Annotated in this window: 21 protein-coding genes; 6 read left to right on the plus strand and 15 right to left on the minus strand. The window is 61.4% G+C overall.

What is annotated here, in order from left to right; all coding sequences use genetic code 11:
• Positions 1 to 79: 79 nt before the first annotated feature.
• Positions 80 to 3,391, minus strand: a complete 3,312-nt coding sequence (gene mscK, locus AACR93_RS16535; RefSeq protein WP_043851392.1) for a mechanosensitive channel MscK — start codon at positions 3,389 to 3,391, stop codon at positions 80 to 82.
• A gap of 150 nt (positions 3,392 to 3,541) precedes the next feature.
• Positions 3,542 to 4,954, minus strand: a complete 1,413-nt coding sequence (gene pykF, locus AACR93_RS16540) for a pyruvate kinase PykF (RefSeq protein WP_042033075.1) — start codon at positions 4,952 to 4,954, stop codon at positions 3,542 to 3,544.
• A 308-nt stretch (positions 4,955 to 5,262) separates the two neighbouring features.
• On the opposite strand from pykF, the gene AACR93_RS16545 reads away from it, so the two are divergent.
• Both AACR93_RS16545 and AACR93_RS16550 read left to right on the plus strand, forming a co-directional pair.
• Positions 5,263 to 5,508: a hypothetical protein gene (locus AACR93_RS16545; protein WP_043851393.1), complete on the plus strand. Its 246-nt coding sequence runs from the start codon at positions 5,263 to 5,265 to the stop codon at positions 5,506 to 5,508.
• Positions 5,509 to 5,726: 218 nt separating this feature from the next.
• Complete coding sequence (locus AACR93_RS16550; RefSeq protein WP_043851394.1) at positions 5,727 to 6,491, plus strand: DODA-type extradiol aromatic ring-opening family dioxygenase; 765 nt, start codon at positions 5,727 to 5,729, stop codon at positions 6,489 to 6,491.
• A 65-nt stretch (positions 6,492 to 6,556) separates the two neighbouring features.
• Here the strand turns inward: AACR93_RS16550 and AACR93_RS16555 are convergent, their stop codons facing one another.
• The 3 genes from AACR93_RS16555 to AACR93_RS16565 all read right to left on the minus strand — a co-directional run bounded on the left by AACR93_RS16555 (position 6,557) and on the right by AACR93_RS16565 (position 12,064).
• On the minus strand, positions 6,557 to 10,309 hold the full coding sequence (locus AACR93_RS16555; protein ID WP_043851395.1) for an AAA family ATPase: 3,753 nt from the start codon (positions 10,307 to 10,309) through the stop codon (positions 6,557 to 6,559).
• Complete coding sequence (locus tag AACR93_RS16560) at positions 10,306 to 11,532, minus strand: exonuclease SbcCD subunit D C-terminal domain-containing protein (RefSeq protein ID WP_043851396.1); 1,227 nt, start codon at positions 11,530 to 11,532, stop codon at positions 10,306 to 10,308. Before AACR93_RS16560 ends, AACR93_RS16555 begins: the two co-directional genes overlap by 4 nt.
• Before the next feature lie 103 nt (positions 11,533 to 11,635).
• A complete protein-coding gene (locus AACR93_RS16565; protein WP_041208255.1) occupies positions 11,636 to 12,064 on the minus strand; it encodes a GNAT family N-acetyltransferase in 429 nt (142 codons plus the stop codon).
• Positions 12,065 to 12,244: 180 nt separating this feature from the next.
• On the opposite strand from AACR93_RS16565, the gene rdgC reads away from it, so the two are divergent.
• Positions 12,245 to 13,156 carry a recombination-associated protein RdgC gene (gene rdgC / locus AACR93_RS16570; protein WP_033113354.1) on the plus strand — a complete coding sequence of 304 codons (912 nt, stop codon included), beginning with the start codon at positions 12,245 to 12,247 and terminating at the stop codon, positions 13,154 to 13,156.
• Between the two features lie 187 nt (positions 13,157 to 13,343).
• On the opposite strand, the gene AACR93_RS16575 is transcribed toward rdgC, so the two are convergent.
• Entirely contained in the window at positions 13,344 to 13,814 is a 471-nt protein-coding gene (locus AACR93_RS16575; RefSeq protein ID WP_033113327.1) for an FKBP-type peptidyl-prolyl cis-trans isomerase, read from the minus strand.
• 172 nt (positions 13,815 to 13,986) lie between these two features.
• The gene (locus AACR93_RS16580) at positions 13,987 to 15,135 is read right to left on the minus strand and encodes a sodium:phosphate symporter (RefSeq protein WP_043851397.1); all 1,149 of its coding nucleotides are present in this window, start codon (positions 15,133 to 15,135) and stop codon (positions 13,987 to 13,989) included.
• A 249-nt stretch (positions 15,136 to 15,384) separates the two neighbouring features.
• Here AACR93_RS16580 and AACR93_RS16585 point away from each other — a divergent pair, with 249 nt between their 5' ends.
• A complete protein-coding gene (locus tag AACR93_RS16585; RefSeq protein ID WP_225315422.1) occupies positions 15,385 to 15,759 on the plus strand; it encodes a hypothetical protein in 375 nt (124 codons plus the stop codon).
• 93 nt (positions 15,760 to 15,852) lie between these two features.
• On the opposite strand, the gene AACR93_RS16590 is transcribed toward AACR93_RS16585, so the two are convergent.
• From AACR93_RS16590 to AACR93_RS16610, 5 genes are all read right to left on the minus strand, one after another.
• Positions 15,853 to 17,199 carry an APC family permease gene (locus tag AACR93_RS16590; RefSeq protein ID WP_041208258.1) on the minus strand — a complete coding sequence of 449 codons (1,347 nt, stop codon included), beginning with the start codon at positions 17,197 to 17,199 and terminating at the stop codon, positions 15,853 to 15,855.
• Positions 17,199 to 17,339: a hypothetical protein gene (locus AACR93_RS16595; RefSeq protein ID WP_167334751.1), complete on the minus strand. Its 141-nt coding sequence runs from the start codon at positions 17,337 to 17,339 to the stop codon at positions 17,199 to 17,201. Before AACR93_RS16595 ends, AACR93_RS16590 begins: the two co-directional genes overlap by 1 nt.
• Positions 17,340 to 18,115: 776 nt before the next feature.
• The gene (locus AACR93_RS16600) at positions 18,116 to 19,459 is read right to left on the minus strand and encodes an APC family permease (protein WP_041208437.1); all 1,344 of its coding nucleotides are present in this window, start codon (positions 19,457 to 19,459) and stop codon (positions 18,116 to 18,118) included.
• Between the two features lie 366 nt (positions 19,460 to 19,825).
• On the minus strand, positions 19,826 to 21,115 hold the full coding sequence (gabT, locus tag AACR93_RS16605; RefSeq protein WP_043851398.1) for a 4-aminobutyrate--2-oxoglutarate transaminase: 1,290 nt from the start codon (positions 21,113 to 21,115) through the stop codon (positions 19,826 to 19,828).
• Positions 21,116 to 21,369: 254 nt separating this feature from the next.
• Positions 21,370 to 22,833, minus strand: coding sequence for an NAD-dependent succinate-semialdehyde dehydrogenase (locus AACR93_RS16610; RefSeq protein WP_043851399.1), 1,464 nt, complete (start codon positions 22,831 to 22,833; stop codon positions 21,370 to 21,372).
• Positions 22,834 to 23,186: 353 nt separating this feature from the next.
• Between AACR93_RS16610 and puuR the strand changes: the two genes are divergently transcribed.
• Both puuR and AACR93_RS16620 read left to right on the plus strand, forming a co-directional pair.
• A complete protein-coding gene (gene puuR / locus AACR93_RS16615) occupies positions 23,187 to 23,789 on the plus strand; it encodes an HTH-type transcriptional regulator PuuR (protein WP_041208438.1) in 603 nt (200 codons plus the stop codon).
• A gap of 45 nt (positions 23,790 to 23,834) precedes the next feature.
• The gene (locus tag AACR93_RS16620) at positions 23,835 to 25,112 is read left to right on the plus strand and encodes an NAD(P)/FAD-dependent oxidoreductase (RefSeq protein WP_033113332.1); all 1,278 of its coding nucleotides are present in this window, start codon (positions 23,835 to 23,837) and stop codon (positions 25,110 to 25,112) included.
• A 90-nt stretch (positions 25,113 to 25,202) separates the two neighbouring features.
• Here the strand turns inward: AACR93_RS16620 and AACR93_RS16625 are convergent, their stop codons facing one another.
• The 3 genes from AACR93_RS16625 to AACR93_RS16635 all read right to left on the minus strand — a co-directional run bounded on the left by AACR93_RS16625 (position 25,203) and on the right by AACR93_RS16635 (position 26,324).
• On the minus strand, positions 25,203 to 25,451 hold the full coding sequence (locus AACR93_RS16625; protein ID WP_043851400.1) for a DUF3297 family protein: 249 nt from the start codon (positions 25,449 to 25,451) through the stop codon (positions 25,203 to 25,205).
• A gap of 117 nt (positions 25,452 to 25,568) precedes the next feature.
• On the minus strand, positions 25,569 to 26,000 hold the full coding sequence (locus tag AACR93_RS16630; RefSeq protein WP_043851401.1) for an N-acetyltransferase: 432 nt from the start codon (positions 25,998 to 26,000) through the stop codon (positions 25,569 to 25,571).
• 45 nt (positions 26,001 to 26,045) lie between these two features.
• Positions 26,046 to 26,324, minus strand: coding sequence for a putative quinol monooxygenase (locus AACR93_RS16635; protein WP_231556967.1), 279 nt, complete (start codon positions 26,322 to 26,324; stop codon positions 26,046 to 26,048).
• Between the last annotated feature and the right edge of the window lie 133 nt (positions 26,325 to 26,457).

Genomic DNA, 26,457 nt, shown 5'->3' on the forward strand with positions numbered 1-26,457 from the left:
CGACCCCATTCTAATTAGGGTCACACTTGGGGTCACACAATTTTTAGTATCTGATGGTATTGCTTAGTTAAATATGGCTCTAAGTATCAGATTTTTCAGGTTTTGATACTTCTACAGCCTGCTCTGAACCATCAGACATGTTTTTGATGTAGACATCCATCTGGTTGAAGGCGATCTCGATGCCGTTCTCGCGGAACAGCTGGTCGATCTTGCGGTTCAACTCGTCCACCGCCGGGTTGCGATCCCCCAGCTCGCTCACGAAGAAGCGCAGCTCGTGATCCAGGGTGCTGGCACCGAAGGTGAGGAAGTAAACGATGGGCGCCGGGTCTTTCAGCACGCGGCTGTTCTCGTCCGCCGCCTGTTTGAGCAGGGTGCGGGTCAGCTCCAGATCGGAACCGTAGGCCACGCCCACCCGCACGATCACCCGGGTCACGGTGTCACTCAGCGACCAGTTGATCAGACGCTCGGTCATCAGCTGCTGGTTGGGGATGATCACTTCCTTGCGGTCGAAGTCGGTCAGGGTGGTGGCGCGAATGCGGATCCGCGAGACGGTACCGGAGAAGGAGCCGATGGTGACGGTGTCACCGATCCGTACCGGACGCTCGAACAGGATGATGATGCCGGAGACGAAGTTGGAGAGGATCTCCTTCATGCCAAAACCGATACCGACTGACAGACCACCCGCTACCCACTGCAGCTTGTCCCACTGCACGCCCATCATGGAGAGGGCGGTCAGGGAGCCGAAGCCGATCAGTACGTAGTTGAGCATGGTGGTGATGGCGTAGGCCGTCCCCTGAGCCAGATTGAGCTTGGAGAGCACCAGCACCTCCAGCAAGCCCGGCAGGTTGCGGGCCAGCGACCAGGCGCCGCCGAGCATCAGGAGGCCGATCAGCACGTCACTCAGGCTGATGGGGAAGAGCACGGCATTGGCACCGGTGCCTTCAGTGCGGTGCCACAGCACCATGCTGTCGAGGTAGGAGAATACCGCGACCAGATCGGACCAGAGCCAGTAGAAGGCGACGCCGAAGATCAGCAGCAGTACGGTGCGAGTCAGACGCAGGGACTGCTGGCTGACATCCTCCAGATCCATCGGTTGCTCTTCGATGGACTCGCCACCTTCCGCATCTTCCGAAGATTTGTGCTCACGTTTGGCCACCGCGCGGCGGTAGGCGAGACGACGGGCCGCCAGCTCCAGCCCGCGCAGGGCGGTGCGGTAGACCAGACTCCAGATGATCAGCAGATAGAAGGATTCGATCAGGCGACCGGTCAGCTTCAGTGCGGTGTAGTAGTAGCCGAGTACCGCCAGCACGATCAGCGCCACCGGGGCCAGTGCCAGCGCAATGGCAGTCATGGTCTGGGCCATGCTCGCCTCGCCCTTGATGCGGGCGCGGGAGATGGGGAACACCAGATAGGCGGCCAGCGCCAGCAGGATCAGAGTGAGAGCCTGACCGATCACGTCATTGCCCAGGGAGGAGGGTTCTACCACCGCCTTGGTCGACAGCATGATAAGGGGCAGCAGCGGCAACCAGAGGTAGCGCATGCTGTTGCGCTTGGCCTGCAACTCGGCGCGCGGGATGCGGAAGTGGGATTCACCGAGTCCGCCCGGGCGCATCACCGCCATGTAGATGCTGAAGACCAGATAGCTGAGGGCCAGGTTCAGAGTGATCTGGAAAATGAGCTTGGGGCTCAGCAGACCACAGTAGGTGAGCAGCAGGCCGCCCGCCAGAATGAACAGGCTGCCCGGCAGGCGCTGCAACAGGGTAAAGAAGAGTGCGCGCGGGGTGTGCCACTGGCTGTCCTGACGGAAGCGGCCCAGATCCTTGGCAATCTTTTTCTGGCGTTCGGCCAGTGCCGGACGCTTCCACATCAGCAGGCCGCCGATCAGCAGCAGCGGGAAGGCGAGCAGGGAGATCCCCAGCAGCTCTTCGCGCCACTGGCTCCAGTCCGGTTTCAGCACCCAGTCGGAGGCCTGTTTGTAGGCCTGGGCGGGCCAGCTGATAAACCATTTGAAGTCGATCGGTTTGTTGCTGCTTACCCAGAAGATGTGTTGTTGCAGGGTAAATTCGATAGAGGCATAGACCCGCGCCAGCTGCTGCTGGGTCAGCTGCAGGCTGATGGCGTTGGTGAGCTGGCTGTCGAGCTGGCGGTTGAGCTGATCGAGCAGGTTGATGCGGGTATCGATGAGCTTGGCCAGGCTCTCCTTGTCTTCCTCGCTGACCGGCTCTTTGCTGCTCGCGATCAGGTTGTCCAGATAGAGGTTCTTCTGGAACAGCTGGTCACGCTGCTGACTCAGCTCGAACTGGGCCAGATGCAGATCGGCGATCTGCTCTTCCAGGTTTTTCACGGCGATGGTGGGCGCCGCTTCCAGCTGTTGATAGAGCTGATAGAGGATGCGTGACAGCAGCAGATTGCCCTTAAGCATCTGCACCTGTTCGTTGAGGTTGCGCTCGGTCTGGGTGCCGCGCTCCAGCCAGCTCTTGGCCTGCAGGTTTTTCTGTACCAGCGAGTTGAGGTTGGTGGTGGCGCTGATGAGTTGCTGGCTGAGCTGGTGGTTGAGAACCTGCTCTTTTTGTACCAGCGGGCTGTCTTCGGTCGCTACCAGCTCGCCGGTCTGTTCAGCGGTCTTCTCGGTGTCGCCGAGGCGCTTGGCGCTGCTCTGCTCCTGCAGCAGTTGCAGCTTCTGCTCTTCACTGGTGAGGCGAGCATTCTGGTAGTCGCGCTGTTTGACCGCCAGATCCTGCATGCTGGTACGGTTGTCCAGATCCTTTTGCAGCTGGGAAAGTTGCAGATCGAGCAGTGCCAGCTCGGTGTTGAGCTTCATCTTCTCGGCGCTGCTGACGCTCTCGCCGGCATTGAGGCGGCTGCGGATCTCCTGACTGCGTTGATAGGCGCGGCTCATGCTGCTCTGGGCGCGCTCCGGCAGGGTCTGCAGGTTGGTGAGCTGGCTGCCGATGGCGCCGAGCGCCTCCTGGGCGGCCTGCATGTTGGCCAGCACATCGGGCTGGCGGTTGTCGAGCTCGGCCAGACTCATGCTGGCGTATTCGCTCTTGATCTGCTCCGGGCTCTTGCCCTGGGTCAGGTCGTTGAGCTTGGCGCTGATGTCGCGCAGCTCACCCGGCAGATTGCGAATGCGCTGGGCCTGCGCCTTGGCTTTCGCCTCCTCCTTGTCGATGCTGTCGAGCAGGGTGAGGGTTTCAGTCAGAAACTTCTGGTCGGCCTGCTGGCTGACGGTCAGGGTCTCGGATTTGCCCAGATTGTCCAGCGCCCGCTGGACGGATGCGCGGGATGGAACATCCTGCGCCATGGCTTGCGGGGCACCGCAGAGGCTGACGAGTAGGCAGAGCAGCGGCAACAGGATGGCCGATGCTCTCTTGAAGGGTGTTGATTGCATATAACTTCCGGGTTATTGCGCGGTAATTGGGAAATTTCCCACCTAGATTAAATCCGCGGGGATTCTAACACCGGCACTCTTTGCGAAGCAGGGGGGAGGGATAAAAAAAACGGCGCCCGCAGGCGCCGTTTTCAGCTTGTTCAGTTCCGATTAAAGAACGTGAACAGAAGCGGTGTTGGTGGTGCCGCTCGGTACCAGAGCACCGGAGACCATCACAACCACGTCACCTTTCTGGCCCATGCCGATTTCCAGCGCGGCTTCTTTACCGATGCGATAGAAATCGTCGGTAGAGGCGATGCTGTCAACCACGTGAGCAACCACACCCTTGGTCAGAACCAGCTGGGCAGCGGTCTTCTTGTTGGTGGTGATCGCCAGGATCCAAGCTTTCGGGAAGTACTTGCGGATAGCCTTGGCAGACTTGCCGCCTTCGGTGGCAACCACGATCAGCGGGGCATCCAGCTTCTCGGAGGTCTCTACCGCACCTTTACATACGGCTTCGGTGATGCGCAGCTTGTTGCTGTCGTTAGAAGCAGACAGGTTGGACGGCATCACGGCATCGGTACGCTCGCAGATGGTGGCCATGATGGTCACGGCTTCCAGCGGGTACTTACCCTTGGCGGACTCACCGGACAGCATGACTGCGTCGGTACCGTCCAGGATGGCGTTGGCCACGTCGCCGGCTTCGGCGCGGGTCGGACGCGGGTTCTTGATCATGGAGTCCAGCATCTGGGTGGCGGTGATAACCACTTTGCGGGCCTTGTTGCACTTGGCGATGATCATCTTCTGGGCGAAGATAACCTCTTCAACCGGGATCTCTACACCCATGTCGCCACGAGCAACCATGATGCCGTCGGAAACAGCCAGGATCTCGTCGAAGTTGTCCAGACCTTCCTGGTTTTCGATCTTGGAGATGATCTGGATGTTCTCGCCACCGTGGGCTTTCAGGTGCTCACGGATTTCCAGTACGTCTTCTTTCTTGCGGATGAAGGAAGCAGCAACGAAATCAACGCTCTGCTCGCAACCGAAGATCAGGTCGCGCTTGTCTTTCTCGGCCAGGGCCGGCAGCTTGATGGAGACGCCCGGCAGGTTGACGCCCTTGTTCTCGCCCAGATCGCCGTTGTTCAGTACTTTACAAACAACTTCGCGCTCGGTGATTTCGATGACGTCCAGACCGATCAGGCCGTCGTCAACCAGGATGCGGTTGCCGACGCGCAGATCGTTGGCGAAACCTGCATAGGTCACGGCCACTTTGTCTTTGTTGCCAACCACGGTCTGGTCGGTGGTGAAGGTGAAGGTCTGGCCAGCAACCAGTGCTACGTCATTGCCACCTTCCAGCTTCATGGTACGGATTTCCGGACCCTTGGTATCCAGCAGGATAGCTGCGCGCTTGCCGGTCTCGGCCATCACTTCGCGCAGGTTGCGGATACGGGTGCCGTGCTCTTCGTAATCACCGTGAGAGAAGTTCAGGCGCATGACGTTCATGCCGGCGTCCAGCATTTTTGCCAGCATTTCTTTGGATTCGGTCTTGGGACCGATGGTGCAGACGATTTTGGTCTTTTTCATGTCAGTCTTCATGGTTAAGGAGTTTCCGCCGAGCAATATACACCAGTTTTTGGATTCTTTTTATGATCCAGAAACAACGTTTTGACCAGATAACGTTTTCTTTTCAGGGATAACGTTTTCCTGTTGGTCACTTTTTAGAGCATGCATCCACTGGTCTGAGCTGATTGACGACAAATGTTGCCATCTGTGTCTTATTGGCGGAGAGAAGGTTCAGATGTTGTAAAATGACCACCTGCTCACTGTCACCGTCTTGTCACCAGCTTGCGCAAAGATGTTAGCCCATTGGCGCGCTTGTGAAGGGGAAATAGATGGAAAACAGCCCATGGGGTGGCCCGGTGCTGCTTTTACTGGCGGGGGCACTGCTGCTGGCCCATGCCATGCCTGACGCCAGCTGGCCGGGCAATCACCACTGGCGCTCAGCTTTTACCGGCAACCACTCGGCCGAAGGTGCTGCTCCGGTCTCGGCAGAGGTGGCCGCAGAGCGACTGCTGTTACAGGAGTGGCAGGCGCAGAGGGCGGCGACCCGCATAGCCCTTGCCAGCGAGGGTCATTGAACGGTCATCAGGTTGCAGGCGGAGCCGCAAAGCGGGCTAACCAGTCGGGCTGCCCTCTTTTGACAGTGGTGGTGATGGTCATCTGATTATCAAAAATAGGTTGATAGTGCTTATCCATTTAGCCTGATTGTTAACCTGTTTAGGCGGGCTGATAATGAGTTCAGCGGCGTTGCCTTGCGGCAAAAATCGCCATCCAAACCCTTGCTGGAGTCACTGTTATGTCCCTCGCCCCTGTCTGGTTTATCTCCCACGGCGCACCGGATCTGGTGTTGCGTGATCAACCTGCCACCCGATTTCTGAGCACCCTGCGGCTGGGGGAGCTCAAGGGATTGGTGGTCATCTCCGCTCACTGGTTCAGTCGCGAGCTGCAGATCAACGTCGAACCCAAACCGGCGCTGATGTACGACTTCTATGGCTTCCCCGAGCCGCTCTACCGGATGCGCTGGCCAGCCAGCAGCCCTGAATGGTTACAGCAGGCGGTGGGCGATCAGCTGACGCTGGCGGGTCTGGCAGCCACCCCGGTGCGGCGCGAGCTGGACCACGGGGTCTGGTCGCCGCTCTCCCTGATCGACCCGGACAGCGAGATCCCGCTGGTGCAGATCTCCATCCCTGCCAGCTTCACCCCGAGCCAGCTCTGGCAGCTGGGGGAGGCACTTGCCGAATTGCGCAGTCAGGGGATTGGTATCCTCGCCTCCGGCGCTATCACCCATAACCTGCGGGCCTTGGGGCCCGAGGGGTCGCCGGTGCCGCGCTGGGCGAGCCAGTTTGTCGACTGGCTGGAAGGGGCGATGGCGGCAGGGGAACGGGAGGCGCTGCTCGACTATCGTCGGTTGGCCCCCGGAGCGGTGGAGTCCCACCCCCATGACGATCACCTGCGCCCGCTCTTTGTGGCGCTGGGAGCCGCGCAGGGCAAAGCACCGACCCTGCTGCACGAGAGCTGGGATGGCGGCAGCCTCTACATGGGGGCTTACCGCTTCGATTAACGAGCGCCGTGCAAGCAAGAGCCCGCCAATTGGCGGGCTCTTGTCGTTTTGGGGATTGGCTATGGTCAGGGGACGATTACCCGACTCTCGCCGCCACCGAGGGCTTCAACCCTGACTTGGACGCCAATCCGTTCCACCAGGGTCTGGACGTGGGAGATAACCCCGATCTGGCGGCCGGCGGCCTGCAGGGAGTCGAGGCTGGCGAGCGCCAGATCCAGGCTGTCCGGATCCAGGGTGCCGAACCCTTCATCGATAAACAGCGACTCGACCTGGGTCTGCCGCGACGAGAGGCTGGAGAGGGCCAGCGCCAGCGCCAGCGACACCAGAAAACTCTCGCCGCCGGAGAGGGAGTCCACCGAGCGCACCTCGTCCCCCATATCGAGATCCACCACCTGCAGCGCCAGATCGGTGCCGGGCACCCGCTCCAGCCGGTAGCGGGGCGAGAGCTCGGCGAGCTGGGCGTTGGCCTCCAGCAACAGGCGCTCGAGGGTGAGGCTCTGGGCAAAGGTGCGGAACTTGGCGCCGTTGGCCTGCCCGATCAGATCGCACAGCTGCTGCCAGTGGTCGGCCACCGCCTGCTGGGCGGCCAGCTCCTGTTGCAGGCTGCCCGCCTTGAGGGCGGCCGCTTCGGCCTGCGCCAGCGTGCTCTTGCACTCGAACAGTTGCTCGTCGAGCTCGCGGCAGTGGGTTTCCAGCGCCGTGAGCCGCAGCAGCAGCTCCTCCTGCGGCAGGGCGGCCAGCTCGGGGTGATGTTCGCGATAGCGTTCCCGCTTGCTCTCCTCCAGCGCCAGTGCCCGCTGCCGCTCGGCAAGGCGGGTGCGCGCCTCGCCAACCGCATCCTCCAGCCCTTGCAAGGCGGCGCGGCGCGCCTTGAGTTCATCGGGGCTGATGGCAAGCAGGCGGCGCAGGTCATATTCGGCGATGCCGAGGGTACTGGCGTGGGCAGCCCAGCGGCCCAGCACCTCCCGTTTGCGGCGGCTGCTCACCTGCTTCTCCTGCTCCACATGGCTGAGGCGGGTCTTGAGCTCGGTCTGCCGCTCGCGCAGGGTGCGGGCGCTCTGTTGCATCGCCTCCAGTTCGCTGGCGAGCTGCTGCAGTCGTTGCTGCCAGCGGTTCTCGACCAGTGCGATCTCCTCGCCACCCAGACAGGCGGCGCGGCTGGTGAGCAGTCCCTGCCGCTGCTGCTCGTGCTCCTTGTAGTCTCGCTCCAGCTTGTGCAGCAGTTCGCGCTGGGTCTGCAGACGTGCTTCCTGCGCGCTCAGGGCCGGGGTGAGACTGGCGATCTCGCTGGCCAGCCGCTCCCACTCGCTCTGGCCGTGCAGCCAGGCCTCGCAGGCCCGCTGCCACTCGCGCCACTGCTGGCTGCCGAGCCACTGGCGCCAGGGTTGGCCAGCCATCTGTTCATCGAGACGGTTGCCCCCCTGTTCGATGCGCTGGCGCAGGGTCGCTTCCTGCTCGCCCATCGCCTTCACTTCCCCTTCCAGCGCGATGCGATGGCGGTCGGCCTCCTGCCACTGCTGCTCGAATTGCTGGTGCTGGGTGCCCAGCTGGCTCAGCTGCTGACGCACTCCCTGCAACTGCTGCTGGCCTAGCTGGGCCTGACGCAGCAGCTGCTGGCTCTGGGCCAGCCCCTGCTCCAGCGTCTGGCCATGGCCGAGCAGGGTGCTCATCAGTTCGTTCCACTCGATGGGGCTCTGGCGCAGCGGCAGCGGATGGCCCAGCAGGGTATCGCCTCCCAGCTGCAGCCAGCGCTGGGTCAGCTGCTCGGCGCGCGCTTCCAGCTCCGGCAGGTGCTGCTGGCGCACTGCCAGCTGGCGAGCCAGCTCCTGACGCTCGCTCTCGCACTGAATGTATTGGTGGTTGAGCCGCTCCCATTCCAGCTCCAGGCTGCGGGCCCGCTCCGCCAGTTGACCGAGAATACCCGCCACCTGCGGCTGGCTCTGGCTGTAGGGGTGCTCCTCGGCGCCACAGAGCGGGCAGGGGGTGCCATCGCTAAGGATATGGCGATACTGCTCGAACGTGGCCACCGCCCGGGACTGCTCCAGCGCGTGGCGCGCCTCGTCCCGCTGCAGGGCGAGCCGCTCGCGGGCTGGCGCCAGCTCGTCGCCAAGGGTGGCGAGTTTGCTAAGCGCCTGCTCCAGCTGGGCAATCTCCTGTTGCAAGCGGGTATGCTGCTCGCCGTGATTGCGGCCATAGTCGGCCAGCTCCAGCAGCTGGCGCAGCTGGCCCAGCTGTTCGGTCTGTTGCTGCCACTGCTCCTGCGCTTTGGCGAGGCGGCTCTCCCACTGCTGCTCCTGCAGCTCGTTCTGTTGCTGCTGCAGCCGCTCCTGCTCGCGCTGCCAGTAGTCGCGCTCCTGCTGGCCCTGTTCCAGCTGGCGTTGCAGCTGCTGCAGAGCGCGCAGCTTGTGGTCGCGCAGGGTGAGCAGTTGCTGCAGCTTGTCGGCATCCTCGGCCCAATCCTGCATGGCAGTGAGCAGGGGCTGCCACTGGCGGGCGACCGGTGCCAGCTCCTTGTTCTCTTCCAGCCAGAGGCTCCACTGCTGGTGCTGGCGCCTGAGCTGTTCCACCTGCTGACTCTGTTCGCGCCACCCCTGCTCGAGGGTGAGCTGCACTTCCCGCTCCTGGGTTCCCTCCTGCTGGATCTTCTGCAACAGCTGCTGCTTTTCCCGAATGCGGGTGTCCAGCTCCTGTGCCCGCTTGAGTTCGGGCTGCAGGGCGCCCCATTCCCGCTCGGCGGCAATTTTCTCGGCCAGCAGCTGCTGTTCGGTGAGGGCGCTCTGCTGGGTCTGCTCCTCGAGTTTGGCCAGCTCCGGCCCCAGCTCGGCGATCACCTTCTCCTGCTGCTGCACCTCAAGAGTGAGGCGGGCCAGCTCGTCGTGATCGGCGCGGGCCACTTGCGCCTGCTCGGCGCGGGCGAACTCCTCTCGCTCGGGCGCGGCGGCGCCGTGGGCCTGCATGGCGGCCTCCAGCGCAGCTTCACCCTCACTGCAACCTTGCTGCTGGGTGGCGATGCGACCGTTGAGGTCACGCAGATCCTGCATCAGCTGCTGCTGTTGCTGCTCATGCTTGAGAGTGGTGGCGAGGCTCACCTGCCGGCTTACCCACTGTTCGCGGGTCGCCTCGTCCATCAGCGCCACGTCGCCGAGGCGTTGAGTGATGGCGGCCAGCTTCTGCTGCTCCTCCCGCGCCCGCTCATAGGTCTGGATGGAGATGGCGGAGTAAAGTTCGGTACCGGTCATCCGTTCGAGCAGGGCGGAGCGCTCGTTGGCGTCCGACTTGAGGAAGGCGGCAAACTCCCCCTGTGGCAGGATCACCGCACGGCGGAACTGCTCCCAGGAGAGACCCACCAGCTCGTCGATGCGATCCTGCAGATCCCGCTTGCTGCCGGAGAAAACCTGACCCGACTCGACATCGGTCAGGGTGCGCTCCTGTGCCTGAAAGCGCCCTTCGGCGCGGTTGCGGGCACGGCGCACCGCCCAGCGGGCCAGCCAGATGCGGCCATCGCAGCCACGAAATTGCACCTCGGCAAAGCCGCTGGCGTGACCGCGACTGAGGATGCCGCGCACGTCGTTGGCCTTGAGCTTCTCCTCGTCATCCATGCGGCCTACTTCGGCCACGTTCTTGCGATTGGCGATAAAGCGCGGCATCTCGTCGTAGAGGGCGAGACAAATGGCGTCGAGCAAGGTGCTCTTGCCGGCGCCGGTATTGCCGGTGATGGCAAACAGCCCCGCGGCGCCGAGTGCCCCGCGGGTAAAGTCGATGGTGAAGGCGCCGGTCAGACTGGCCAGATTCTCACCTGACAGAGACAAGATTTTCATTGGTTAGACTCCTTCACCTGCTCCAGGATCTCTTCAAACGAGGCGACCAGCTCGGCTTCGGGCTCCCCCTCAAACTGGCGCTGATAGCAGAGGCGAAAAACTTCGGTGGGGGAGAGCTCATCGAGCCTGCGCCGCTCGCGACCATCGGCCAGTCCTTCGCCCGAACCCTGATACTGGGTGCTGATACGGGCCAGCCGCACCGGTTTGTCGGCGATGGCAGCGAGGATTCGCTCGCGGATGCGGGCCTCTGGCTTGGGCAGCAGCAACCGCACTTCGAGGAAGGGCTGTGCTTCTTGTGGACAAGGGGGGAGCGTCAGTGCCTCGATGGCTTTCAATGCGTCGTCGAGAGGGCACTGGGGCAGACGGATCATCTCCACTGCGCGGGGCACCGGGATCCGCTCCAGCCCGGCCAGCTTGCCCTCTGCAAAGGTCACTTCCAGCACCTGATGGTTGTAGTTGGCTTCGGCAAGCGATAGCGGCAGCGGTGAGCCGCTGTAGTGCACCCCCTCGGCCGGGCTCTGGGCCAGATGGAGGTGACCGAGCGCCGTGTAGTCGGCACCGGCAAAGAGTTCGGCAGGCAGGGCGTGCTGGTTGCCGCCGAGCACCCGCCGCTCCGACAACTCGGAGAGTTGGCCCGCCGCCAGATAGGCGTGGCCCATGGCGATGAGCGGCAGATCCTCCCCGCAGCGAGCGCGCCCTTCGGCCAACACCTCGGCATAGACCTGTCGTACCCCTTCGATCAGCCTGTCCTGCCCCTCTGCCAACTGTTCCACCCGCAGATCGCTGCTGCGCAGGAACGGCACGGCGGCGCACCAGGCGGCAATCTTGCCCTCCCGGTCTTGCAGCGGTACCAGCAGACGGTCGGTCTCGAGCTTGCCCTCACTGTCGCGGCTGATGCTGCCCACCAGATGCAGATCAAAGGCGCGCAGCAGCTCGTGGGGGGCATCCAGCTTGGAGGGGGAGTCGTGGTTGCCGCCGATCAGCACCATGTTGAGGTGAGGCAGCTCGGCGCGCAGCCGCGCCAGAAAGCGGTAGAGCTGTTGCCAGGCGCTGGCGGGGGGATTGGCGGTATCAAACAGATCGCCCGCCACCAGCAGCGCGTCGATCTCGCGCGCCTTGAGGGTGTCGGTCAGCCAGTCGAGGAAGGCATCGTGTTCAAAACGGCGGTCGTGACCATGGAGTTGATGGCCAAGATGCCAGTCGGCGGTATGGAGGATTTTCATGAGAAAGCAACCCGGATCCAGGGATGGTGCCGGTGGCACCCGATGGTGACAAGATGAGGATGCCCCATGCTTTTTTCAAGTAAAACAGGGGGCTGCCGTCAGTTCATGCGGGTTCGCAGCACATCTTGTACTGGGGGTGGCCGGTAAGGGGATCGGACTCTTCTGCCTCGATGACAAAGCCGTGGCGACGGTAGAAGCGAACCGCCTGGGAATTTTCCACGAAGACTCTGGCGTGGAGCGACGCACCCTGACGCTTCGCCTCCTGCAAGAGGGCATGGCCGACCCCGCGTCCCTGTCTGTCGGGGCGCACAAAGAGGGCGGCGAGGTAGTTGTCTACCAGCGCCATAAATCCGAGCAGGTCACCGCGCTCCTCGAACACCCAGATATGGGCGTGATCGAGGTAGCGGGTACGCAGATCCTCCTGAGCCTGCCACCAGCAGGAGGCATCGACGAAATCGTGGGCCTGCAGGGAGGCCAGCAACCAGATTTCGACGATCTCGTCCATGTCTTCGGGGCGACTGGGCCGCAACATATCTTCATCCTTGTTAACAACTTCACCTTCGCAGTCTAGGGGAACTTGATGACAGTTCCGGTAACCGGGATGGCACCCTGTGAAGTCGATCGCCCTTTATTTAGCAAGAATGATTGGCTGATCACAAAGCGCCTCTCTAGTACAATGCCCGCCGGACAATCTATCGAGACCGAGGACGCCATGTGGTTTAAAAACCTGCAGATTTATCGCTTTACCCGCCCCTTCGACCTGACCGTTGAGCAGCTGGAAACCCAGCTGGAGGCCTGTGCCTTCACCCCTTGCGGCAGTCAGGACATCTCCCGGTTCGGGTGGGTCAAGCCCCTTGGCAAATTCGGCTCAACCCTGACCCACAGCGCCTCCGGCCATATCCTCATCTGCGCCCGCAAGGAGGAGAAGATGCTGCCCGGTACCGTGGTCAAGGAGATGCTGGCGGAGAAGGTAGAGGCGATCGAGTTTGAGCAGGGCCGTGCCCTCAAGAAGAAAGAGAAGGAAGCGCTGAAAGAGGAGATCCTCCATACCCTGCTGCCGCGCGCCTTCAGCCGTACCAGCCAGACCTTCGCCTGGATCAATCCGGCCGACAACCTGATGGTGGTGGATGCGGGCTCTGCCAAGAAAGCGGATGACCTGCTGGCACTGTTGCGCAAATCCATCGGCTCCCTGCCGGTAGTGCCGGTGGCCCTCAAGAACCCGCCCGAAATCACCATGACCGAGTGGCTGAACGAGGGCAACCTGCCAGCCTCCTTCACCCTGGAAGATGAAGCCGAGCTGCGCAGTGCCATGGAGCACGGTGGCATCATCCGCTGCAAGCAGCAGGATCTGATGACGGATGAAATCAAGAACCATCTGGCCAACGACAAGCTGGTGACCAAGCTGGCCCTCAACTGGGGCGAGACCGTCAGCTTCGTGCTGGGGGATGATCTCTCCATCAAGCGCCTGAAGTTCAGCGAAGAGCTGCGCGAGCAGAACGACGACGTGACCAGCGAAGATCCGGCCGCCCGTCTGGATGCCGACTTCGCGCTGGTGACCGCCGAGCTCTCCCAGTTCATTCCTGCCCTGTTTGCCGCCCTGGGTGGCGAAGAGCAGTCCATCTAAGTTGGCTGACTCTGCCTGATTGCAAAAAACCGCCTTCGGGCGGTTTTTTGTGGGCGCTGATGGCCAGAGTTCATTCCAAACAGAGAGGGCCGACTGATGGTCGGCCGCTCTCCGAGCTGCGGTTGACTGGATACCCGGCAGCGCCACGTCGAAGATCAGCTCGGGCGTGGGGTTTCGCCACAGGGGATTATTTGATACCCAGCAGCTCCACATCAAAGATCAGCACGGATCCCGGCGGAATTTTGCCGGCTGCGCGGTCACCGTAGGCGAGGTTGGCCGGGATATAGAAGCGGGTCTTCTCCCCTTCCACCATCAGCTGAACTCCTTCAGTCCACCCCTTGATCACCTGGTTGAGGCCAAACTCGATGGGTTCGCCACGGGCGACCGAGCTGTCAAAGACGGTACCGTCCAGCAGCTTGCCCTCGTAGTGCACCTTCACCTTGCTGGTGGCGGTGGGGTGAACGGTGCCGGTACCCGGAGTCAGCACTTCGTACTGCAGGCCGGAGGCGGTGGTGGTCACCAGCGGTTTCTCCTTGTTGCTGGCGAGGAACTCGGCCCCCTTGCGAACATTATCTTCGGCCAGCTTCTTGTTATTGCTGCTGGAGTAGAAGTAGTAGGCGACACCGGCAACCAGCAGCGCGATCAGTATGAATTTCATCGGTTTTCCTATTCCAAGAAAGACAAAGAGTGCAATGAGGGGCCATCTTATCGCGCACCGCCCCTCATGGCGAGCCACAGGGCGGGAGGATGTGAGCGGGCAGGCAAAGCAGGGTGGCGCAGACGTAAAAAGGGGCGAGTCGGTGACTCACCCCTTGTTATGGCGGCAGCGCTTACTTGGCCACGACCATCATCAGGGCCGGCAGGGCGAAGAAGAGTCCCGCCACATAACCAAGCGCCAGCAGCTTGTTCTCGCTGCCAATCCGGGCCAGCCCTTCGGCGGCGCGCACCGGCAGGTCACGCAGGAACGGCAGGCCATAAATCAGCGCCACGGCGAAGACGTTGAACAACACGTGGACCAGCGCAATGGTCAGGGCCAGCTGGGCACCGGCTCCGCTGATGGCGGTGGCAGCCAGCAGGGCGGTGATGGTGGTACCGATGTTGGCGCCCAGAGTGAAGGGGTAGAGCTGGCGAGTGCTGAATACACCGCCGCCGGCCAGCGGGATCATCAGGCTGGTGGTGGTGGAGGAGGACTGCACCATGATGGTCACCAGCGCACCTGAGGTGATGCCGCTCAGCGGGCCACGGCCCAGTGCCTTGTGCAGCACCTCTTTGGCGCGGCCAACCAGCACCTTCTGCAGCACTTTGCCCAGATAAGTGACGCTGGCCAGGATCAGCAGGATACCGATGACGATGGTGGCGATGGCGGCACCCTTGCCCGGCAGGAAGGCGACGGCGCTGTCGATCAGTTGCTGGGCCGGTGCGGTCAGCGGCTTCATGAAATCCATGCCCTTCATCGACATGTTGGCAGAGCCCACCAGCATGTTGGCCAGCCATTCGGCGCTATGTTGCAGCAGACCGAACATCAGCTCCAGCGGCAGGAAGATGACCACGGCCAGCAGGTTGAAGAAGTCGTGTACGGTGGCGGCGGCGAAGGCGCGGCGGAATTCGGTGCGGTCGCGGACATGGCCCAGCGACACGATGGTGTTGGTGATGGTGGTGCCGAGGTTGGCACCCATGACCATGGGGATGGCCATGCCGATGGGCAGGCCGCCGGCAACCAGACCGACGATGACCGAGGTCACAGTGCTGGAGGATTGCACCAGCGCGGTCGCCAGGATGCCGAGCAGCAGGGCGACGAAGGGGTTGTTGGCAAACGCGAAGATCTGGGCTGCGCCCTCGGCGCCGCCGGAGAAACCTTTGAAACCGTGGGAGACTGCGCCGACGGCTACCAGGATCAGGTAAACCAGGGCGATGACACTCATCCAGTTGAACAGGGCGCGGGTCGCTGACTGCTGCTGTTGGGAGTCACTCTGTTGCATAAAGCCTCTTGGGACGGCCGTGCCGTCTTGGGTTGTTGATGACCCGCGCATTTAATCAGTGGTTAATGACAGAAATATGACAACGTGACATTTCGATGATGTTTTTATGACGACGAGCTGCGGCGACAAGCGCTGACCGAGCCGGTTGGCTCTGGGGTGATAAAAGGGGGAGCGAAGGCACTGCCGCCTTGCCAGCCGGGACGTGATCGCTACACTGCGCCCCTTTATTGGCAAGCAGGAGTAAAAAAGATGATGCGTGCATGGATCCTCTCTCTGTCGCTGGGGCTGCTCTCGGCAGGGGCACAGGCCAGCCTGTTAAAAACCGATTGCAACCTCGACAAGGCACTCAAGAACGAAGCGGTGAATGCCACTCTGGGGGTCAAGGGCAACTGTGATACCAGCAAGCTGGTGAAGCAGGAGAAAGAGAAGGTGAAAGCCGAGGTGCAAAAAGGCCGCACCGACCTGCTGGGCGAGAAGCGCGCCGACCTCAAGGAGAGCGGTAACGGTATGCAGCAGAAGATGGACAAGGCAAACCAGCAGCTGCACAAGGCGGAACAGGATGCCAAGACCATCGCTCGCGATCCGCTCAAGGCTGCTGCGACCGCCGTGCTGGATAAGCAGTAAGCAGACTGGGCCCAAGCCCGTGTGACCGGCAACAGACCGGCAGCAAAAAGGGGAGCCATGGCTCCCCTTTTGTTATGCGCTATCCGCAGGCGATCAGGCGTCGGCCGCCTCTTCGTACTGGCGGAACGGGATACGGAACACCGCCAGACGCAGGAACAGATAGGTCACACCGAGGCCAGCCCAGATCAGGCCAAGTTCGAGGGAGCTCTGCTCCAGGTTGATCCAGAGGGCGCCGATGGTGGCGGCACCGAGCAGCGGCATCAGCAGATAGACGATGTGATCCTTGAGGGTCTTGTTGCGCTTCTCGCGCACCCAGAACTGACCGATCACCGACAGGTTGACGAAGCTGAACGCTACCAGCGCACCGAAGTTGACCAGCGCCAGCGCGGTATCCAGATCAAACGACACGGCGGAGAGAGCCAGTGCACCAACCATCAGCACGTTGATGGCCGGAGTGCGGTATTTCGGGTGAATGTAGCCAAACACCCGCTCCGGGATCATGTGGTCACGACCCATCACGTAGAGGATGCGCGACACACCGGCGTGAGCCGCCATGCCGGAGGCCAGTACCGCGACCGTGGTGCAGACCAGCACTACCGACTGGAAGAAGGTGCCGCCGACATAGAGGGCGATCTCCGGCAGTACCGCATCCGGATGCTGGAAGCGGGAGAGGCTCGGGAAGTAGAGCTGCAGGCAGTAGGAGACCACCACGAAGATGATGCCGCCGATAAGGGCCGTCAGCACGATAGCCTTGGGGATCACCTTGCCGGCGTTCGGTGTCTCTTCGGAGAGAGAGCTCAGGCCGTCAAAGCCCAGGAACGAGAAGCAGAGGATGGTTGCGCCGGTGAAGAGCGGCACCAGCTGTGCTGACTCGAAGTGGAACGGACGGCTGCTCATCAGGGTGCCGGCGCCTTCGCCGTGATAGATGCCCCATGCCATCAGGCCGATGAAGATGGTGATGATGGCCAGCTGGATCACCACGATGAGGCCATTGAAGTTGGCCACCAGGTTGATGCCACGCAGGTTGAGGAAGGTCATCACGGTCACCAGACCGAAGATGAAGACCCAGGGCTCGACACCCGGGAACATGGCGGTCAGGTAGATCTTGGCCAGCAGGATGTTGATCATCGGCATGAACATGTAGTCGAGCAGGGAGGACCAGCCGACCATGAAACCGATGTAGGGGTTGAATACTTTCTGGGCGTAGGTATAGGCAGAGCCCGCAGAGGGGAACTTGCGCACCAGATGGCCGTAGCTGAAGGCGGTCAGCAGGATGCCGCCGAGGGCCAGCAGATAGGCAGTGGCGACCCGGCCTTCGGTGATGTCACCGACGATGGCGAAGGTATCGAATACAGCCATGGGGGTCAGGTAGGCCAAACCCATGACGATCACTTGGGTCAGGGTCAGGGTTTTGAGCAGCTTGGCGCCTTGAGATGCCATTACGCTTTCTCCTCAATCAGTGCCGCAGCACGTGCTTGCAACGAGTACAGGATTGCGGTGGATTCGCAGGCCTGCAGATCAAAGGCGCCGGGGAGGCGCAAACCGGTATTAGCCGGCAGGAAAGCATTGAAACGCCCCATGTTTTTCCTCATTAACGTCGGGAGATTGTTGGCAATCTCGGGTATCACTTCCGGAACGTTTCCGGCCTCTTGTGGTGGGTTTGCACTGCTCTTCAAAATACAAAAACCGATGTCGCAGTGAACATCGGTCCTTTATTGGCGGCGTATTGTGCATTCGGGATTCCCCCTTGACAAGCAATAATCGGCTCAATATCGCATTTTTTTGCATAAGCGCAGCGAAGGTAAGTGGTCACTCGCCCCCTGTGGCCGACCCCGTGCCGCCCCCCTCTTTACGGGGGCATAGAGGGGGGCGGAGCACTATTTTTCTGTTGTGCGAAATTTGTCCTGATTGTCCCTGCAGGGCGCATTGCGCCTCAAGATTGATCCTGATCATATTTGCCGCCATCCCCCGGACTGTAGCCCAACCTCCCGGAGGCGTTGCTGGCGGGAATAAGGGGGTTGGCGGGGGAAAATAACGACTGCATGTTTAGTCACAAAAGTGACTAAATTAAATGGTTTGCCTGGTCAGTGCCATGTTACGGAGGGCGATAGTGGCGGGTGCCGATTTGAAATCAGTCACATTTTCAGCAAAAAGCGCAATGGCAAAACATGCGGAGTTGCCAATAAGGTGGCGGCCATAACCGCATCACATACAGCAGATCAGGGGATCGCCAGCGCGGTGAAGGAGAGTAAGCGCAAAGCGTTAAAACGGAGAGCAACGCGCTAAACAATCAGCATGACAGAGTTAAAACAAAGGAGCCCGCAGGCTCCTTTATCGTTTTATCCGCGCGGGTGGCTTATTGCGCCATCTCCTCGCTGGTGCGCAGCGGAATGCGGAATACCGTCAGGCGCAGGAAGAGGTAGATGGCACCGAGCGCCGCCCAGATCAGCCCCAGCTCGAAGGAGGAGGGCTCAAGGTTGAGCCACAGCACCCCGATACAGGCGGCGCCACAGAGCGGCAGCAGCAGATAGATCAGATGATCCTTGAGACTCTTGTTGCGACCGAGCTTCACATAGAAGTGGGCAATCACCGCCAGATTGACGAAGGTGAAGGCCACCAGAGCGCCGAAGTTGATCAGGGCCAGCGCCATCTCCAGATCGAACGAAACGGCGGAGAGGGCGAGCAGGCCGACCAGCAGCACATTGCAGGCCGGGGTCTGCCACTTCGGATGCACATAGGAGAAGAAGCGGCTCGGCAGGGCGCGATCCCGTCCCATCACGTAGAGCAGGCGCGATACGCCGGCGTGGGAGGCGAGCCCGGAGGCGAGGACCGCTACTGTGGTGCAGACCAGCACCACCGCCTGGAACAGCTTGCCGCCCACATAGAGGGCGATCTCCGGCAGCACCGCGTCCGGATGCTGGAAGCGTGAGATGTCCGGGAAGAAGAGCTGCAGGAAGTAGGAGGTGGTGACAAACAGCACACCGCCGATCAGCGCCGTCAACACGATGGCGCGGGGGATCACCCGATCCGCATCCGGGGTCTCTTCCGACAGGGTGCTGATGGCATCAAAGCCGAGGAACGACAGACAGAGGATCGAGGCCCCCATCAGCAGCGGCGAGATGTTGATCTGCTCGGAGAAGAAGGGCCGGCTGCTGGCCACAGTGCCCAGCCCCTCGCCATTGTGCACGCCCCAGGCGATCAGGCCGATAAAGACGGCGATGATGCTGAACTGCATGATGACGATGACGCTGTTGAAGTTGGCCACCAGCTTGATGCCGCGCAGGTTGAGGGCGGTCATCACCGCCGCCAGACCGAAGATATAGGTCCAGGGCTCTACGTTCGGGAAGAGCGCCTGCAGATAGATCTTGGCTAGCAGCATGTTGATCATCGGCATGAACATATAGTCGAGCAGGGAGGTCCAGCCCACCATAAAGCCGACATAGGGGTGGAACACCTTCTGGGCATAGGTATAGGCAGAGCCTGCCGACGGGAACTTGCGCACCAGATGGCCGTAGCTCAGGGCGGTGAACAGCATGCCGATCAGGGCAAACAGGTAGGCGGTAGGGACATGACCTTCGGTGATCTCGGTAACGATGCCGAAGGTGTCGAACACTGCCATGGGGGTGAGGTAGGCAAGACCCATGACCACGACCTGCCACAGTTTCAGGGTCTTTTTCAGACCAACCGGTTGGGCGTTCATCATGCCTGTTCCTCACGCGGTGCCGGGGCGGCACACTCCATCAACGAAACCGGGAAAGAGGCCCGGGAATCAAGGGCGCCGGGGTGGCGCGCACCGGCCAGAGCCGGTCGGAAAGCATTGAGATGCCCCATGTTGTTCCTCACTGAATGTGGTGTCGGGAGATTGCTGCCAATCTCGCTATCTTTTCCGGGGGTGATCCGGCCTCGTTTATGGGTTTGTTCACTGTACAAAAAAGGACCGGCGAGATGTGGTAATACCGGTCCTTGCAGTGGCGGCGCATTGTGCATTTGCAGGGCCCCCTTGACAAGAAAAAAAGGGGGCAAAACTGCATTTTTTTGCACAGGTTAGCGGTTACTTTCCTGCTGGTCAGGCCAGCGCGGCCTCCAGTGATTTTTCAAGGATTTGCATCCCTTCGTCAATCACTGCCGCCGGGGCGGTCAGCGGGGCGAGAAAACGGATGACATTTGCGCGCACCCCGCATGAGAGCAGGACCAGACCGCGTTTGCCCGCCTCGGCCACCAGACGTTTGGTGAGGTCGGGATCGGGCTGGTCGGCATTGCGCTGTTTCACCAGCTCCATGGCCACCATGGCACCGGGTCCGCGAATTTGACCTATGCAGTCAAAACGCTCGGCTATGCGTTGCAGCCCCGCCTTGATCTGCTCACCCTGATCCAGCGCTTTCTGGTTGAGTTTTTCCTCTTCGATCACCTGCAATACCGCCAGCGCGGCGGCACAGGCGATGGGGGAACCGGCATAGGTGCCGCCAAGGCCGCCCGGCTTGGCGGCGTTCATGATCTCTGCCTTGCCCACCACGGCGGAGAGGGGGAAGCCGCCCGCCAGACTCTTGGCCAACGTCATGATGTCCGGCTCGATGCCGGCATACTCGGTGGCGAAGGTCTTGCCGGTGCGACAGAAGCCGCTCTGGATCTCGTCGCAGATGAGCAGAATGCCGTGCTGATCGCAGACGCTGCGCAGCTTTTGCATAAAGCTCGCGGAGGCGGGATAGAAGCCCCCTTCGCCCTGTACCGGCTCGATGATGATGGCGGCAACGCGGGAGGGCTCGATATCGGCGCTGAAGCAGAGGTCGAGGGCGTGCAGGGCATCCTCTTCACTCACCCCCAGATAATCGGCGGGGAAGGGGATGTGGTAGACCTCGCCCGGGAAGGGGCCAAAGCCGGTCTTGTAGGGCACCACCTTGCCGGTGAGCGCCATGCCCATCATGGTACGGCCGTGAAAGCCCCCCTTGAAGGCGATGGTACCGCTGCGACCGGTATGGGCGCGGGCAATCTTGATGGCGTTCTCCACCGCCTCGGCGCCGGTGGAGAGAAACAGGGTGCGTTTCGGGGTCGGGCCGGGCACCAGGGCGTTGAGTTTTTCGGCAAGCTCGATATAGCCCGGGTAGGGGGTGACCTGAAAACAGGTGTGGCTGAACTTTTCCAGCTGCTCGCGTACCGCTGCCAACACTTTCGGGTGGTTGTGGCCGGTGTTGAGCACGGCGATGCCGGAGGCAAAGTCGATGTAGCGGTTGCCCTCCACATCCCACAGCTCGGCATTTTGCGCACGGTCGATAAAGACCGGCAGCAGGGTGCCAACGCCGTTGACCACGGCCGCTTCGCGGCGCGCTTGCCACGCCTTGTTTGATTCTGACTGACTCATCTTTCCTCCCTGAGGGGCCGCAGCCCCGGATATTCCCTGAAAATGTGGCGGGCGATCTGGCGCCCATCACCGCCAATTAGCCCATCGGGCCAGATCGGCGGCGTGTGGTGTGTGTTGCAAAAGCCCTCTTGCGAGACAGCGCAGGCCAAATTACGCCCCTTGCCGCCTCGGGTGAGCGTCTGCATCTATCTGTAAAAGCGATGTATATTGCGGCTAAAGCATCGATGAATGCGATGCTTTAGCCCTCTGCTGCCCTAGCGAATGGCGCCAAAGCAGAGGTATTTGGTCTCCAGATACTCCTCCAGCCCCTCGGCTGCCCCCTCCCGACCCAGACCCGACTCCTTGATGCCGCCAAAGGGGGCCAATTCGGTTGAGATGATCCCCTCGTTGATGCCGACCATGCCGTATTCAAGCTGCTCGGCGACGCGCCACACCCGGGCGATGTCGCGGCCATAGAAGTAGGCGGCCAGACCATAGGGGGTATCGTTGGCCAGCGCGATGGCCTCGGCTTCGCTCTCGAAACGCACCAGCGGCGCGACCGGGCCGAAGATCTCCTCCTGCAGGATGGGGTTGTCCCTGGCGACCTTGCCCAGAATGGTGGGGCGGTAGAACAGGGGGCCAGCGGGGTGGGGCTCGCCACCCAGCAGCACTTCGGCACCGGCGGCAACAGATTGTTGCACCAGCTCGGCGACCTTGCTGGCGGCAGCCGGGTTGATGAGCGGGCCGATCTGGGTGCCCTCACTCATGCCATCTCCCACCTTGAAGGCGGCGACGGCGGCAGCCAGCTTCTCGGCGAAGGCGTCATAGACGCTGGCCTGCACCAGAATGCGGTTGGCACAGACGCAGGTCTGCCCGGCGTTGCGGTATTTGGAGGCGAGCGCCCCGGCCACGGCGGCGTCGAGATCGGCGTCGTCAAAGACGATAAAGGGAGCATTGCCGCCCAGCTCCAGCGAGAGGCGCTTCATGGTGTCGGCGCACTGGCGCATCAGCAGCTTGCCGATGCGGGTCGAGCCGGTGAAGGAGAGCTTGCGCACAGTCGGGTTGTTGCACAACTCGTTGCCCACCGCGCTCGGCTGGTGGCTGGTGACGATATTGATGACCCCGGCGGGGATCCCCGCCTGCTCGGCCAGTACCGCCAGTGCCAGCGCGCAGAGCGGCGTTTCGGCGGCAGGCTTGATGACGATGGTGCAACCGGCGGCCAGCGCCGGGCCCGCCTTGCGGGTGATCATGGCAATCGGGAAGTTCCACGGGGTGATGGCGGCGACCACCCCGACCGGCTGCTTGATGGTGGCCAGCCGGCGATCGCCACTAAAGCCCGGGATGGTACGGCCATAGGCGCGCTTGCCCTCTTCGGCGAACCACTGGATAAAGCTGGCGCCGTAGGTCACTTCCCCCTTGGCTTCCGCCAGCGGCTTGCCCTGCTCGCAGGTCATGATGCGGGCCAGTTCATCGCTGTGGGCGGTGATGGCGGTAAACCAGGCGTAGAGCTTGTTGCTGCGCTCCTTGGCGGTGAGGGCTGCCCAGGCGGGTTGTGCCGCGTGGGCGGCCGCGATGGCGCGGCGGGTATCCTCTTCATTCATGTCGGGCACCTGAGTGATCACGGCACCGGTAGCCGGATTGGTGACCTCGAAGGTGCGGCCGCTGGCGGCCTCGCACCACTGACCATCTATATAGGCGCGGGATTTGATCAAGCTTTGATTGGAGCTGGTAGCGGACATGGCAAGCCTCAATGGTGAAACCTGGCAGCAAGGTGGCGATGATGCGGCTCATCCTGTGGTGCTGCCGTATAAAATAATAAGCACAGGGAGACCATAAATTGAGCTGAAATGTTTTTCAAGTGTTAAATATATTTGAATTGTTGGTGTGCTGCGTGCTAGAAAATGGGCTGTGTAGCGCAGTTTACCCCGATCCGGTGGCTTGGTGTGATGGTTGGGGTGTGCAAAATAATTAACGATATGTGTGTGGCATCGCAAACAGCCAGGTATGGTGCTGGTCCGCTATTTTAACCAGAGGGAAGAGGGAGATGACCCATGTTGCGGGAGTGCAGGCAGAAGATGAGAGGGGGCCTGCCATGAGCGGGCCACAGAGCAGTGAGAGCGAGGCTCGCCTGCAGCTGGTGCCGCAGAGTGGTGCCCGTACCATGGGCGAGCGGCTGGCGGCAGTGCGCCACCAGCTGGGGCTCTCCCAGCGGCGGGCGGCGGAGCTGAGCGGCCTGACCCACGGTGCCATCTGCATGATAGAGCAGGACAAGGTGAGCCCCTCGGTGGCGTCGTTGCAAAAGCTGCTCACCGTCTATGGCCTGCCGCTGTCGCGCTTTTTCGCCGAGGAGGAGAGTCGCCCCTGCAGCGTGGTGATCAAGGCTGAACAGCTTATCGAGCTGGGCAGTCAGGGGGTCTCGATGAAGTTGGTGCACAACGGCAACAACCGCCGCCAGCTCGGCTTTATGCTGGAGACCTATCCCCCCGGTACCGACACCGGCGGGCAGGTCAAGCATCAGGGAGAGGAGGTCGGCACCGTGCTGGAGGGGTCGGTAACCCTGACGGTGGCAGGCCAGAGCTATCAACTCGAAGCGGGCGACAGCTATGTGATCGACACCGGCGAGCCCCACAGTTTCAGCAATCCGTCGGGGCAGACCTGCCGCATCGTCAGCGCCCACACCCCGGCGAGCTTTTAATCCTGACAGTAGTTTGGCAACAGAACCGGTAAGGAAACAGGGATCATGACCGAACATGTAAACAGTTACTACGCAGCCAGCGCCAATAAACACGCGCCCTACCCAACATTGACCGAGCAGCTGGAGTGCGATGTCTGCGTCATCGGGGCGGGTTATACCGGCCTCTCCAGCGCCCTGCATCTGGTAGAGAAGGGCTACAAGGTGGTGGTGCTGGAGGCCGCACGAGTCGGCTTTGGCGCCAGCGGCCGCAACGGCGGCCAGATCGTCAACTCCTACAGCCGCGACATTGACACCATAGAAGCGAACTGCCCGCCGGATCAGGCCAGGCTGCTCGGTTCCATGCTGTTTGAGGGGGGCCAGATCATCCGTGAGCGGATCAAGCGCTATAACATCCAGTGCGATCTGCAGGAGGGGGGCGTCTTTGCCGCCGAGACCGAGAAGCAGCTGCACGAGCTCAAGGCGCAGAAGGCGCGCTGGGAGAAGTGGGGCAATGAGCAGCTGGAGCTGCTCGATGCCAAGGGGGTGCGCGAGGTGGTAGCGAGTGATCGCTACGTCGGCGCCCTGCTCGACAAGAGCGGTGGCCATATTCACCCTCTCAATCTGGCGCTGGGGGAGGCGGAAGCGATCCGCATCCAGGGGGGGCAGATCTTCGAGCAGTCCGCCGTCACCAGCATTACTCCGGGTCAGCCGGCGTTGGTCAAGACCGCCAAAGGAGCGGTGAAGGCGCGCTTTATCGTGGTGGCCGGCAACGCCTACCTCGGCAATCTGGTGCCGGAATTGGCCAGCAAGAGCATGCCTTGCGGCACCCAGGTGATCGCCACCGAAGTGCTGGGAGAGGAGCGGGCCCGTTCACTCTTGCCGCAGAACTACTGTCTGGAGGATTGCAACTACCTGCTCGATTACTACCGTACCTCCGGCGATCACCGGTTGATCTATGGCGGCGGCGTGGTCTATGGCGCGCGGGATCCGGCGGATATCGAGAGGCTGATCATCCCCAAGATGCTCAAGACCTTCCCGCAGTTGGCCGACGTCAAGGTGGAGTACACCTGGACCGGCAACTTCCTGCTCACCCTGTCGCGCCTGCCGCAGTTTGGCCGCATCGGCCCCAACATCTACTACATGCAGGGTTACAGCGGCCATGGTGTCACCTGCACCCATCTGGCGGGCAAGCTGCTCTCCGAGGTGCTGAGCGGTCAGGCGGAGCGCTTCGATGCCTTTGCCAAACTGCCGCACTACCCCTTCCCGGGTGGCCGGTTGTTCCGCATCCCCTTCACCGCCGCCGGCGCCGCCTGGTACACCCTGCGCGACCGGCTGGGGGTATAAACCCGACCAGCTTGTCGTCGTACTGACCGACGCAAACAACAAGGCCACCGCGAGGGTGGCCTTGTTTTTAACCGAAGCGGGTAGCTGCAATTAGCTGTAATAGGCTTCGACGGTGCCCTTGAGCTTGATCAGGATGGGCTGACCACGGCGATCCAGCGCCTTGGGGGAGGGGATCTTCACCCAGCCTTCGCTGATGCAGTACTCTTCGACGTCGGTGCGCTCTTTGCCGTTCAGGCGAATACCGATCGGATGCTCGAAGCAGGCCGCCACATAGTGGGGGCTGCGGGGATTGCAGGAGAGGTGATCCGGCAGTGCCGGCTTGGTGCTGGTATCGATCATGGCTATGACCCGAAATGGATATAAAGTGGGGCATTGTAGAGAATGGCGTCATGGCATTCAAGGCAACGCCTGCCCGCCCTGCCGCAGCATGTCAGCAATCAGCGAGTGTTTTTGACTTCAGATGCCCCGCTGCCAATGCATGATGATCTCGGCGTGGCCGCTATGCTCGCATATTCTCTGCTCCCCCTCGTGAAAGCCGTTGCGGGTGTAAAAGCGTCGCGCCTGCTCATTCTCGGCGTAGACGGTGAGCTCAAGTTGCTCATGCCGTGACTTGAGTTGGTCTAGCAGCTGGCGACCCAGCCCCTGTGATTGCAAGCTCGGGGCGATAAAGAGGGCGGCAACAGAGCCCTGATGCCAGGAGATAAACCCCGCCAGCAGCCCCTGCTCCTCATAAACCCAGCTCTCGCTGGCGGGCAGATAGATATCACGCATCGCGGCACGCTGCGCATGCCAGAAGTCGGCGGGAATAAAGCCGTGGGCCTTGACCGAGGCCTGATACCAGAGCTCGACTGCGGCATCGAGATCGGATTTGGATAATGGGCGGATCATAAGTCTCTCAATCATTGAAGGTGGAAAATAGGCGAGGGGCTACGGCTATTCGCCAAGTCCCGTCACGGTATAGTGTCTCTCGACATTGACCGTGATCTCCCCCCAGCGGGAGGCTTTGACCCGGGCCTGATGGGCGGCAAAGGCGGCGGGATCGCGAAAGGTCTCGCAGACCTCGAAACGGCAGGAGTTGAGTCTGGTTTGCGTCACCTCGAACTGCAGGCAGCCATGTTCATGTCGGGTCAGCTGGATATGGTTATCAAGCTCCCCCATGACGGCTGGTAAATCGGAGGCAGGCACAATGATATAACCGGTTAGCACAACCATATTTATCTCTTTGGTGGGCAGCATTGTTGGCTTTTTGTCGAATAAAGGCAGGATGTTTTTATTTGCTGTGAACTCACTCTGTTTCTCTTTATATTGTAAGGGGCAGGTCAGCATCAAATAAATTAAATCCATA

This window comes from Aeromonas sp. L_1B5_3, from assembly GCF_963866575.1.
Classification (GTDB): domain Bacteria; phylum Pseudomonadota; class Gammaproteobacteria; order Enterobacterales; family Aeromonadaceae; genus Aeromonas; species Aeromonas jandaei.

What these genes read in the sequence shown, in the direction of transcription:
- mscK (WP_043851392.1), bottom strand. Translation starts at nt 3,391, where the DNA reads ATGCAATCAACACCCTTCAAGAGAGCATCGGCCATCCTGTTGCCGCTG.
- pykF (WP_042033075.1), bottom strand. Translation starts at nt 4,954, where the DNA reads ATGAAAAAGACCAAAATCGTCTGCACCATCGGTCCCAAGACCGAATCC.
- AACR93_RS16545 (WP_043851393.1), top strand. Translation starts at nt 5,263, where the DNA reads ATGGAAAACAGCCCATGGGGTGGCCCGGTGCTGCTTTTACTGGCGGGG.
- AACR93_RS16550 (WP_043851394.1), top strand. Translation starts at nt 5,727, where the DNA reads ATGTCCCTCGCCCCTGTCTGGTTTATCTCCCACGGCGCACCGGATCTG.
- AACR93_RS16555 (WP_043851395.1), bottom strand. Translation starts at nt 10,309, where the DNA reads ATGAAAATCTTGTCTCTGTCAGGTGAGAATCTGGCCAGTCTGACCGGC.
- AACR93_RS16560 (WP_043851396.1), bottom strand. Translation starts at nt 11,532, where the DNA reads ATGAAAATCCTCCATACCGCCGACTGGCATCTTGGCCATCAACTCCAT.
- AACR93_RS16565 (WP_041208255.1), bottom strand. Translation starts at nt 12,064, where the DNA reads ATGTTGCGGCCCAGTCGCCCCGAAGACATGGACGAGATCGTCGAAATC.
- rdgC (WP_033113354.1), top strand. Translation starts at nt 12,245, where the DNA reads ATGTGGTTTAAAAACCTGCAGATTTATCGCTTTACCCGCCCCTTCGAC.
- AACR93_RS16575 (WP_033113327.1), bottom strand. Translation starts at nt 13,814, where the DNA reads ATGAAATTCATACTGATCGCGCTGCTGGTTGCCGGTGTCGCCTACTAC.
- AACR93_RS16580 (WP_043851397.1), bottom strand. Translation starts at nt 15,135, where the DNA reads ATGCAACAGAGTGACTCCCAACAGCAGCAGTCAGCGACCCGCGCCCTG.
- AACR93_RS16585 (WP_225315422.1), top strand. Translation starts at nt 15,385, where the DNA reads ATGATGCGTGCATGGATCCTCTCTCTGTCGCTGGGGCTGCTCTCGGCA.
- AACR93_RS16590 (WP_041208258.1), bottom strand. Translation starts at nt 17,199, where the DNA reads ATGGCATCTCAAGGCGCCAAGCTGCTCAAAACCCTGACCCTGACCCAA.
- AACR93_RS16595 (WP_167334751.1), bottom strand. Translation starts at nt 17,339, where the DNA reads ATGGGGCGTTTCAATGCTTTCCTGCCGGCTAATACCGGTTTGCGCCTC.
- AACR93_RS16600 (WP_041208437.1), bottom strand. Translation starts at nt 19,459, where the DNA reads ATGAACGCCCAACCGGTTGGTCTGAAAAAGACCCTGAAACTGTGGCAG.
- gabT (WP_043851398.1), bottom strand. Translation starts at nt 21,115, where the DNA reads ATGAGTCAGTCAGAATCAAACAAGGCGTGGCAAGCGCGCCGCGAAGCG.
- AACR93_RS16610 (WP_043851399.1), bottom strand. Translation starts at nt 22,833, where the DNA reads ATGTCCGCTACCAGCTCCAATCAAAGCTTGATCAAATCCCGCGCCTAT.
- puuR (WP_041208438.1), top strand. Translation starts at nt 23,187, where the DNA reads ATGAGCGGGCCACAGAGCAGTGAGAGCGAGGCTCGCCTGCAGCTGGTG.
- AACR93_RS16620 (WP_033113332.1), top strand. Translation starts at nt 23,835, where the DNA reads ATGACCGAACATGTAAACAGTTACTACGCAGCCAGCGCCAATAAACAC.
- AACR93_RS16625 (WP_043851400.1), bottom strand. Translation starts at nt 25,451, where the DNA reads ATGATCGATACCAGCACCAAGCCGGCACTGCCGGATCACCTCTCCTGC.
- AACR93_RS16630 (WP_043851401.1), bottom strand. Translation starts at nt 26,000, where the DNA reads ATGATCCGCCCATTATCCAAATCCGATCTCGATGCCGCAGTCGAGCTC.
- AACR93_RS16635 (WP_231556967.1), bottom strand. Translation starts at nt 26,324, where the DNA reads ATGGTTGTGCTAACCGGTTATATCATTGTGCCTGCCTCCGATTTACCA.